This window comes from Bacillus sp. FSL R5-0593, from assembly GCF_038603755.1.
GTDB lineage: Bacteria > Bacillota > Bacilli > Bacillales > Bacillaceae > Bacillus > Bacillus velezensis.
In genome coordinates this window covers 153,503-162,500 of record NZ_CP152011.1, presented here as the reverse complement: position 1 = coordinate 162,500, position 8,998 = coordinate 153,503, and the positions used below count along the sequence as shown (strand labels likewise).

At 45.8% G+C, this 8,998-nt stretch carries 11 protein-coding genes and 1 rRNA gene (1 of these 12 only partly in view); 3 read left to right on the top strand and 9 right to left on the bottom strand.

The window, feature by feature from the left end:
* Positions 1 to 972: ribosomal RNA gene (locus tag NYE36_RS00950) — 16S ribosomal RNA — on the bottom strand (it extends 578 nt beyond the left edge of the window).
* A 339-nt stretch (positions 973 to 1,311) separates the two neighbouring features.
* Between NYE36_RS00950 and pdaB the strand changes: the two genes are divergently transcribed.
* Positions 1,312 to 2,076, top strand: a complete 765-nt coding sequence (gene pdaB / locus NYE36_RS00945) for a polysaccharide deacetylase family sporulation protein PdaB (protein ID WP_015416681.1) — start codon at positions 1,312 to 1,314, stop codon at positions 2,074 to 2,076.
* On the opposite strand, the gene kbaA is transcribed toward pdaB, so the two are convergent.
* Positions 2,077 to 2,673 carry a KinB-signaling pathway activation protein gene (kbaA, locus tag NYE36_RS00940; RefSeq protein ID WP_007410420.1) on the bottom strand — a complete coding sequence of 199 codons (597 nt, stop codon included), beginning with the start codon at positions 2,671 to 2,673 and terminating at the stop codon, positions 2,077 to 2,079.
* A 107-nt stretch (positions 2,674 to 2,780) separates the two neighbouring features.
* Between kbaA and gerD the strand changes: the two genes are divergently transcribed.
* Positions 2,781 to 3,338: a spore germination lipoprotein GerD gene (gene gerD / locus NYE36_RS00935; protein ID WP_007410419.1), complete on the top strand. Its 558-nt coding sequence runs from the start codon at positions 2,781 to 2,783 to the stop codon at positions 3,336 to 3,338.
* A 32-nt stretch (positions 3,339 to 3,370) separates the two neighbouring features.
* Here the strand turns inward: gerD and NYE36_RS00930 are convergent, their stop codons facing one another.
* The 3 genes from NYE36_RS00930 to NYE36_RS00920 all read right to left on the bottom strand — a co-directional run bounded on the left by NYE36_RS00930 (position 3,371) and on the right by NYE36_RS00920 (position 5,720).
* Complete coding sequence (locus NYE36_RS00930) at positions 3,371 to 4,423, bottom strand: Mrp/NBP35 family ATP-binding protein (RefSeq protein ID WP_094032128.1); 1,053 nt, start codon at positions 4,421 to 4,423, stop codon at positions 3,371 to 3,373.
* A 79-nt stretch (positions 4,424 to 4,502) separates the two neighbouring features.
* Positions 4,503 to 5,216, bottom strand: coding sequence for an N-acetylmuramoyl-L-alanine amidase CwlD (cwlD, locus tag NYE36_RS00925; RefSeq protein WP_007410417.1), 714 nt, complete (start codon positions 5,214 to 5,216; stop codon positions 4,503 to 4,505).
* 60 nt (positions 5,217 to 5,276) lie between these two features.
* Positions 5,277 to 5,720, bottom strand: a complete 444-nt coding sequence (locus NYE36_RS00920; protein ID WP_061861089.1) for a DUF2521 family protein — start codon at positions 5,718 to 5,720, stop codon at positions 5,277 to 5,279.
* A 130-nt stretch (positions 5,721 to 5,850) separates the two neighbouring features.
* On the opposite strand from NYE36_RS00920, the gene NYE36_RS00915 reads away from it, so the two are divergent.
* Positions 5,851 to 6,324 carry a DinB family protein gene (locus NYE36_RS00915; RefSeq protein ID WP_064115707.1) on the top strand — a complete coding sequence of 158 codons (474 nt, stop codon included), beginning with the start codon at positions 5,851 to 5,853 and terminating at the stop codon, positions 6,322 to 6,324.
* A gap of 13 nt (positions 6,325 to 6,337) precedes the next feature.
* Here NYE36_RS00915 and NYE36_RS00910 read toward each other — a convergent pair whose 3' ends face one another.
* From NYE36_RS00910 to truA, 4 genes are all read right to left on the bottom strand, one after another.
* Positions 6,338 to 7,105, bottom strand: coding sequence for a class I SAM-dependent methyltransferase (locus NYE36_RS00910; RefSeq protein WP_015416679.1), 768 nt, complete (start codon positions 7,103 to 7,105; stop codon positions 6,338 to 6,340).
* 137 nt (positions 7,106 to 7,242) lie between these two features.
* On the bottom strand, positions 7,243 to 7,635 hold the full coding sequence (rpsI, locus tag NYE36_RS00905) for a 30S ribosomal protein S9 (protein ID WP_003225846.1): 393 nt from the start codon (positions 7,633 to 7,635) through the stop codon (positions 7,243 to 7,245).
* Between the two features lie 20 nt (positions 7,636 to 7,655).
* Complete coding sequence (gene rplM / locus NYE36_RS00900) at positions 7,656 to 8,093, bottom strand: 50S ribosomal protein L13 (protein ID WP_003225844.1); 438 nt, start codon at positions 8,091 to 8,093, stop codon at positions 7,656 to 7,658.
* Between the two features lie 159 nt (positions 8,094 to 8,252).
* Positions 8,253 to 8,996, bottom strand: a complete 744-nt coding sequence (gene truA / locus NYE36_RS00895; RefSeq protein WP_015416678.1) for a tRNA pseudouridine(38-40) synthase TruA — start codon at positions 8,994 to 8,996, stop codon at positions 8,253 to 8,255.
* Positions 8,997 to 8,998 lie beyond the last annotated feature (2 nt).

The following is an 8,998-nucleotide window of genomic DNA, read 5'->3' as shown; positions in this document are numbered from 1 at the left end:
TCGAATTAAACCACATGCTCCACCGCTTGTGCGGGCCCCCGTCAATTCCTTTGAGTTTCAGTCTTGCGACCGTACTCCCCAGGCGGAGTGCTTAATGCGTTAGCTGCAGCACTAAGGGGCGGAAACCCCCTAACACTTAGCACTCATCGTTTACGGCGTGGACTACCAGGGTATCTAATCCTGTTCGCTCCCCACGCTTTCGCTCCTCAGCGTCAGTTACAGACCAGAGAGTCGCCTTCGCCACTGGTGTTCCTCCACATCTCTACGCATTTCACCGCTACACGTGGAATTCCACTCTCCTCTTCTGCACTCAAGTTCCCCAGTTTCCAATGACCCTCCCCGGTTGAGCCGGGGGCTTTCACATCAGACTTAAGAAACCGCCTGCGAGCCCTTTACGCCCAATAATTCCGGACAACGCTTGCCACCTACGTATTACCGCGGCTGCTGGCACGTAGTTAGCCGTGGCTTTCTGGTTAGGTACCGTCAAGGTGCCGCCCTATTTGAACGGCACTTGTTCTTCCCTAACAACAGAGCTTTACGATCCGAAAACCTTCATCACTCACGCGGCGTTGCTCCGTCAGACTTTCGTCCATTGCGGAAGATTCCCTACTGCTGCCTCCCGTAGGAGTCTGGGCCGTGTCTCAGTCCCAGTGTGGCCGATCACCCTCTCAGGTCGGCTACGCATCGTCGCCTTGGTGAGCCGTTACCTCACCAACTAGCTAATGCGCCGCGGGTCCATCTGTAAGTGGTAGCCGAAGCCACCTTTTATGTCTGAACCATGCGGTTCAAACAACCATCCGGTATTAGCCCCGGTTTCCCGGAGTTATCCCAGTCTTACAGGCAGGTTACCCACGTGTTACTCACCCGTCCGCCGCTAACATCAGGGAGCAAGCTCCCATCTGTCCGCTCGACTTGCATGTATTAGGCACGCCGCCAGCGTTCGTCCTGAGCCAGGATCAAACTCTCCGATAAAGTAGTTTGACTGACTACGCACATCGCTGTGCGATTTATTTAAAACTTTGAATTAACAGGTACGTTTTGTCTTGTTTAGTTTTCAAAGATCATTACCGCTTGTTGAAGCAGCTTTATTATCTTACCACTCAGCTTCTTTTATGTCAACAACTTTTTTTAAGTTGTTTCCGAAGCTTTTTGTTGTTGTCTGCTGTTCATCAGCGACGTTTAATAATATACCATGCATTCTTTAAATTTAGCAAGTGTTTTTTTCATTTTTTTAAAACGTATTTCGTTATATTCATCTCCGCCGCGGCATACGATGTAATCAAGCATGGACAAGATAAGGAGGCGTCATCAGTGAATCACTTCTACGTGTGGCACATCAGAAGGATAAAACAGCTGCTTATTATTATCATTGCCGCATTTGCAGCAGCCAGCTTTTTTTATATACAGAGAGCAGTCCCCCTTCCTGTATTTTTAACTGATAGCGGCCCGAAGGCTATTTCAAAAGGGGAGACGAAAGCGGGCGAAGTCGCATTAACATTCGATATCAGCTGGGGCGATGAAAAGGCGGTTCCGATTCTGAACGCGCTAAAAGCAAACGGTATTAAAAACGCCACTTTTTTTCTGTCAGCTTCTTGGGCGGAACGGCACCCGGACACAGTTGAACGTATGATAAAAGACGGACATCAAATCGGCAGCATGGGATATGCGTATAAGAATTATACCAACCTAGAGGACAATGAAATAAAAAAAGATATCCTCCGGGCCCAGACTGCATTTAAAAAGCTGGGTGTGAAGAATGTTCATTTACTCCGCCCGCCGACCGGACAATTTAATAAAAAGGTTCTTACCATTGCACAGCAGTACCACTATTCAGTGGTTCATTACAGCGTTAACTCGCAGGATTGGACAAATCCCGGCCCTGATAAAATCATTGAAAATGTAAACAGTCATATAAAAGGCGGCGACATTGTTCTGCTGCACGCCTCTGATTCAGCAACACAGACTGAAGAAGCCCTCCCCGCCATCATTCACAATTTAAAGCAAAAAGGACTGAAAAACGTGACCGTCGGCGACCTGATCGCAAATACTGACGTCAAGTCATCAGAAGTGAAATAATTACCTCTGGGCAAACTTCGGCAGCATTAGCAGCTGAAACGCATTGCAGCCCATCAGCGGAATCAGCATCAAATAAAGCCAGTCCTCATTATTCACTCGTAGCGCAGGAACCCATTCAAGCGCTGTAATAACGACCATTAAAAATAATGATGAAACGAACGTATTTTTTGAGGACTGCTTTTGTTTTATATATGCCGTCAACAGGCCGACGGCAAGCAGAGCCAGCGGCAGCCAGACAAACCCTGCAATCGAGTCATCCCGCTCTCCGAAAAACAAAAATCTGACGTACATTAAATCAAAAGCGACAAACAAAATGATAAACAGCTGAAGCAGATTCCAAAGCGAGCTTGATCTGAGAATTTCAAGGGCAAACCGGTGCACCGTCAAAAAAACGAAGAATCCCATCTGGCTGATCACACTGAAAATCATGCCTACCCCGATAAACCAGATCAGAACGGAGAAAATCTGACCGGCCTCAAAATTCAGAAAGAACCCCTTGTACTCCCCCCACTTCAGAGCAAATCCCACGACGCTTGTAATAAGAGCGCCCACAGCTAAAATCGAAAAGAAAAATCGAACAAGCCCGCGGCTTTTCATCTCTTATTCATCCCCCTGACAATCGCGTTCAGCGATATTTTGTTATGTATAAATCCATTCCGATGAATCATATTAAAAATAAGTACAAGTAAGGAAGGAGCTTATGCATGTCAAAAGCCAAAACGCTATTGATAAGCTGTTTTGTTTTATTATCTGTAACAGCTTGTGCTCCAAAAGACCAAGCAGCGGATATGGATTATGACCAGACTAAAAAAATGGTTGTTGATATATTAAAGACCGATGATGGAAAAAAGGCAATTAAGGAAATATTAAATGATGATGCGATGAATGAGGCATTGGTGATTGATCAAAATGCCATTAAAGGCACAATAGAGAAAACCCTCACCTCTAAAAAAGGGGCGGAGTTCTGGAAAACCATCTTTGAAGACTCAAAATTCGCCGAGAGCTTTGCAAAAACTCTTCAGCCCGAGCATGAAAAAATCATAAAAAAACTGATGAAAGACCCTGATTATCAGAAAAGTTTTATGCAGATCATGCAGGACCCCGGCATGGATAAAAAATACTATGAGCTGGTGAAAAGCCAAAAGTTCCGCAGTTACTTAGAAGATGTAATTACAGAGACACTTTCCAGCCCGCTTTTCAAAAAGCAATTCGAGGATGAATTGAAAAAAGCAGCATCAAGCTCTGAAAAAGAAAGCCAATAAAAGGCCGGGCCGTGTTGATCCCGGCCCCTTTTTTATTCAGCTGTTTTTTCAATGACTTTCTGGGCGATCCCCATATAAATTTCCCCGATCGGATGACTTCTGTCATAGACAGAAGGCGCGAACTGATCCTTGTCCCAATCAGGCTGCTTTAAAGGAATTCTGCCAAGCAGCGGCACTTGCAATTCCTCTGCAAGCTTATCTCCCCCGCCTTGACCGAACACATATTCTCTCTCGCCGGTTTTTGCACTTTCATAGTAAGCCATATTTTCAATGACCCCTACAACTTCATGATCGGTCTTAATCGCCATAGAACCCGCTCTCGCCGCTACAAATGCAGCTGTAGGGTGCGGCGTTGATACGATAATCTCTTTGCAGCTCGGAAGCATCGTGTGTACATCGAGCGCCACATCACCCGTGCCGGGCGGCAGATCAAGAACGATATAGTCAACCTCTCCCCAGTCAACTTCATGGAAGAAGTTATTCAGCATCTTGCCCAGCATCGGCCCTCTCCACACAACCGGAGCGTTTTCTTCGACGAAAAAGCCCATCGACATAACCTTTACTCCAAATCTTTCGACAGGAAGCAGTTTTTCTCCTTCTACTGTCGGGCGAACTGTAATACCCATCATGTCCGGCACGCTGAATCCGTATATATCCGCGTCGATCAAGCCGACTTTTTTTCCGAGCCGCGCAAGAGAAATGGCCAGGTTGACGGAAACCGTTGATTTGCCGACACCGCCTTTTCCGCTTGCCACCGCAAGAAAGAACGGCGGATGTTTCCTATTCAGCAGGGTTTCGCTTTCAGCAGCCGGCCGGCTGAATTTCGCCAATGTTTCTTCCGGCAGCTCTTCAAACCGCAGTCCCACAGTTTCCGCACCCGCTTCTTTCAGAACGGATACGATTTCCTGCTGAATACCCATCTGTTCAGCCGTCCCCGTTTTTGCCAATGCAATTTTCACACTGACATGCCGTTTTTCCGGCTTGATCTTTACTTCTTTAATGGCATCCAATTCTCCCAGCGGTCTATGAAGAAAAGGTTCGCGCATGTTTCCGACTATATTTCTTACTTCATCTTCTCTTATCATCGAACCCTCACCCTTTGTGTATTCGTTTACAAATGGTATTATACCATATATTAAACATAGAATCGGCGAAAAACCCTCCTTACTCGGGAGGGTCTCCTTTCTCTGTGAAGTATCTCAATACGCCCTTATACACGGAAGAAGCGATTTTGTCCTGATATTTGGGCTGGCCGAGCCTTTTCGCTTCCGCGGGATTGGACAGAAATCCGATCTCCACCAGCGCGCCCGGTTTGGTTACATTCTGCATTAAGTAAATGCCGTGTATCCGTTTCGCCTTTCTCGTTGTATTCTCCAAATTGATTCTCAATTCGTCCTGTATATATTTTGCCACTTTTTCATTCTCTTCGTATTTTCCATAGTAGAAGCTTTGGGCGCCGCTCCATCTCGGTGACGGTATGGCGTTCAGATGAATGCTGATATAAAGCTCCGCCTCTGAACGGTTGATGATTTCCACGCGCTTTCTCAGATCTTCCGCTTTGCGTCTGCTGTAGCCTTTCGTCCCTTCAGGAGCTAAATCAGTATCCGTCTCCCGCGTCATAATGACCAAAGCTCCCTGCTCCTGCAAATAGTCTCTGACCCTGGAGGCCACTTCGAGAGTAATGTCCTTTTCAAGGTGACTGCCTCCCGTGGCGCCTCCGTCCGGCCCGCCGTGTCCCGGATCGAGATAGATGATTTTCCCGCTCAGCGGCAGACTCCACGGCCGCCAGGAATCATCATTATGGAATTGAAACCGGAATAAACACAATAATATGATAAAGCCAAGTAAAAAACCGAGCCATTTCAGCTTTTTTGTCATACCTTTCCCTCCCGCTTGTCCCCGTTATTAATAAGTATGGGACAAGGGAAGAAATTATGATTACCTCATGCGGAGCTTACATTGTTTTTCTCTTTGCAGAAATCCTTCCGTCCACCAGCTGTTGATAAACCGGCAGGACGCTTCATAGATTTCTTTTTGTTCAACGGAAGAATATTGCTCATGCGTCCAATTGCAAAGATATTCAAAAAAATCGGCCGTCAGTTCTTCCTCCTCTTCAGCCGAACGGGCGTTTGCCCTCTGCAAAGACTCACCATAATAGCCAAAGACGCCGAACCGGCCGCCTAATAAATACGCTTCAATTGCAAAATCTATGCATCCTTCACTCAGAATGCCGTTTTCGTCTTGAAGAAAGGGAAACAAAGGGGTAAGACATGCTTTTACGGACTGAATGATCTGCGTCAGTGACAGCTCCTTTAGTAAACTCTTCTCAAGCTCAAAATCCTTCTGCCGTTTCACATCTGAAAAAGATAATACTTCTGCCATTGCCAGCCACGCTCCTTTTTACTGTTATTTTGAAAGGAAAAGGGAAAAAGCATGCTTTGTTGATAGTGGAAATCCTCCCAAATGAAGGAGTTTTATGTTAACTGGAAGAAGAAAGAGCTGAGGTGACGTTATGAAAAAGCTGTTTCAATACAATTGGACGGTGCGTGACGAGTGGTTTATGATATGTGAAAAGCTGAGCCGGGAGGAACTGACGAAAACCCGGATGGGCGGAATGAAGAGCATCTTGCGCACTTTATTTCATATCATTGATGTCGAGATCAGCTGGGCTCGTGCCATTTTAGGTAAAGATGATGTTTTACCTGCTGAGTCTGACTATACGAGCATTCAGGATCTCAGAAAGCTGTCTGAACAATATCGGAAGGATGTCATTCATGCGGTCTCCCGCAAAGGACCGGATCTTGTTAAGCCGGGCTGGATGGACCAAACCTTTCCTAAAGAAGATATTCTCCGCCACATCCTTGCGCATGAGATTCACCATATGGGACAACTGTCGGTTTGGGCCAGAGAAATTGGAATAGAACCGGTTTCGGCTAATGTGATCAGCCGTCCGCAGGAAAAAGCCGCAAAAAAACAGCACCTCTGACGGGATGCCGTTTTTATATTTTAATGCTTCTTGTTACGGAGTATGTATTAATGTATTCATCCAGCACGAGGCCGCCTTTGTCTTCGTAAAAACCGGCAACCATGAAGCCTGCGTCAATCTGACCTTTAATTTGATCCTCCAGCGTATGGCCGAATTCAAGCGCTTCATGATTATCAATAAGTTCCTTTACCTTTTTCTTACTCAGATCTTTTTCATCCGAAAACGGAATGGAATACTTTACTTTTAGTACGCCTTCCTGCTCTAAATCCATATCAAATAAGAACACGACGGGATTTACAAAACCGGAGACTAAAGACCCGCCTTTTTTCAATACGCGATGAGCTTCTTTCCATACCGGAAGAACCGTATCAACAAAGCAATTCGATACCGGGTGCACGATAAAATCAAATGACTCATCATCAAAACAGCTCAGATCATTCATGCTGCCTTTGACAGTCCGAAGCGTAAGATCGTCCCGCTCGGCAACCATTCTGTCTTGCGCAAGCTGTTTTTCCGAATTGTCAAAGATGGTCACGTCCGCTCCTGCAGCAGCAAGGACCGGCCCTTGCTGTCCTCCTCCTGAAGCGAGACAAAGAACCTTCAGACCGTCTACGGGCGGAAACCAATCCGCCGGCACATCTTTTCCGGGGGTCATTCTGATGCTCCAATTGCCTTTTTTCGCTTCACCAATCGTATGAGAATCAACCGCAACCGTCCATTCATTAGCTGTTTCGACTTTTTTATCCCATGCCTTGCTGTTATGTATGACTAACTTATTCATTATAACTGCGCTCCTTATTGGTAATGAATAGAGTATAACAAACAATTCTAGAAAAACATCGGATAACCTCTTGAATATGAGAAAAAAATACAAAAAAACCACAACCAAGAAGTTGTGGTTTTTGCCATCCAAAACGATTAACGTTTTGAGAACTGAGGTGCACGACGAGCGCCTTTAAGACCGTATTTTTTACGTTCTTTCATACGAGCGTCACGAGTCAGAAGACCAGCACGTTTAAGTGTTGCACGGTATTCTGGATCTGCTTCAAGCAAAGCACGAGCGATACCATGACGGATTGCTCCAGCTTGACCAGATAAGCCGCCTCCATGTACGTTTACTAAAACATCATAAGTACCAGCTGTTTCAGTTAAAGTTAATGGTTGTTTGATATCTTCGATTAGAGCTGGAGATGGAATGTGCTCGCTGATTTCACGATTATTAACGACGATACGACCTTCACCTGGAACTAAGCGCACACGCGCTACAGAACTTTTACGACGGCCAGTACCGTAATATTGAACCTGTGCCAAATTGGTAACCTCCTTTTTGATTAACCGCGAAGTTCGTAAACTTCAGGTTTTTGTGCTTCATGTGGATGCTCAGAACCACGGTATACGTTCAATTTCTTGAACATTTGACGACCTAGAGAACCTTTTGGAAGCATGCCTTTGATAGCAAGCTCAAGCATTTTCTCAGGGTAGTTTGTACGCATTTCAAGAGCAGTTCTTGATTTTAATCCGCCTGGATGTTGAGTGTGACGGTAGTAGATTTTGTCAGTTAACTTTTTACCAGTTAACTCGATTTTTTCAGCGTTGATGATGATCACATGATCTCCAGTATCAACGTGCGGTGTGTAAGTCGGTTTGTGTTTCCCGCGAAGGATAGATGCAACTTCTGTAGAAAGACGTCCTAAAGTCTTGCCTGCTGCATCAACAACTAACCACTTGCGTTCAATAGTACTTGCGTTAGCCATAGGTGTTGTACGCATTGAATTTCCCTCCTAAATAATCTGTCATTTTCAATAATCTTCGATTACGTTCTATTTCACAACACAATAAGTTCCGGGGCTTATCGTGGGGTTGAAATACATACCATATGATATCTTATAACTTTATGCAGACTCTGTCAAGAAAATGTTACACCTGGTTTAGTTGTCATAGCAAACGCTCCATAAATACAGCCCGTGCCCCGGTGCGGTGCGCCCCGCGGCTTCGCGATCCTTCGCTTCGAGCATTGCTTTTACATCATCGGGAGAAAATTTTCCAGCTCCTGTATCCAATAACGTTCCGGCAATGATTCTGACCATATTATAGAGAAAACCGTTTCCGGTGATCCGCATCTGCAGGCCGTCTCCGGTCTCAGTCCAATCCAGCTCGTAAATCGTTCTGACTTTATCCTGAACCGCGGTATCAGCCGCGCAAAAGCTTGTGAAATCATGTGTCCCGACGAGGTGCCTTGAAGCTTCCCTCATTTTCTGCACATTAAGCGGATATGCAAAATGGTAAGCGTAATGTCGTTTAAATACGTCCGGGTGTTTCTCCGTATATACAAAGTAGCGATATTCCTTTTGGACCGCGCTAAATCGTGCATGGAACCCATCATCCGCAATCTCTGCTGTTTTGACGGCAATATCATCAGGCAGCAGGGCATTGAGCGCAAACGGCCATTTCTCAGCCGGGATGGACAGCGGTGTATCAAAATGAATGACCTGCCCGGCAGCATGAACATCGCTGTCCGTGCGGCCGGATGAGTACACAGGCACTCTGCCGTCCGTTTTATGGATGACGGCCAGCGCTTTTTCCAATTCACTTTGAACGGTCCGTTTTCCAGGCTGAACCTGATATCCGTTAAATAAATGCCCGTCATAAGCAATGGTACATTTCACTCTCATTC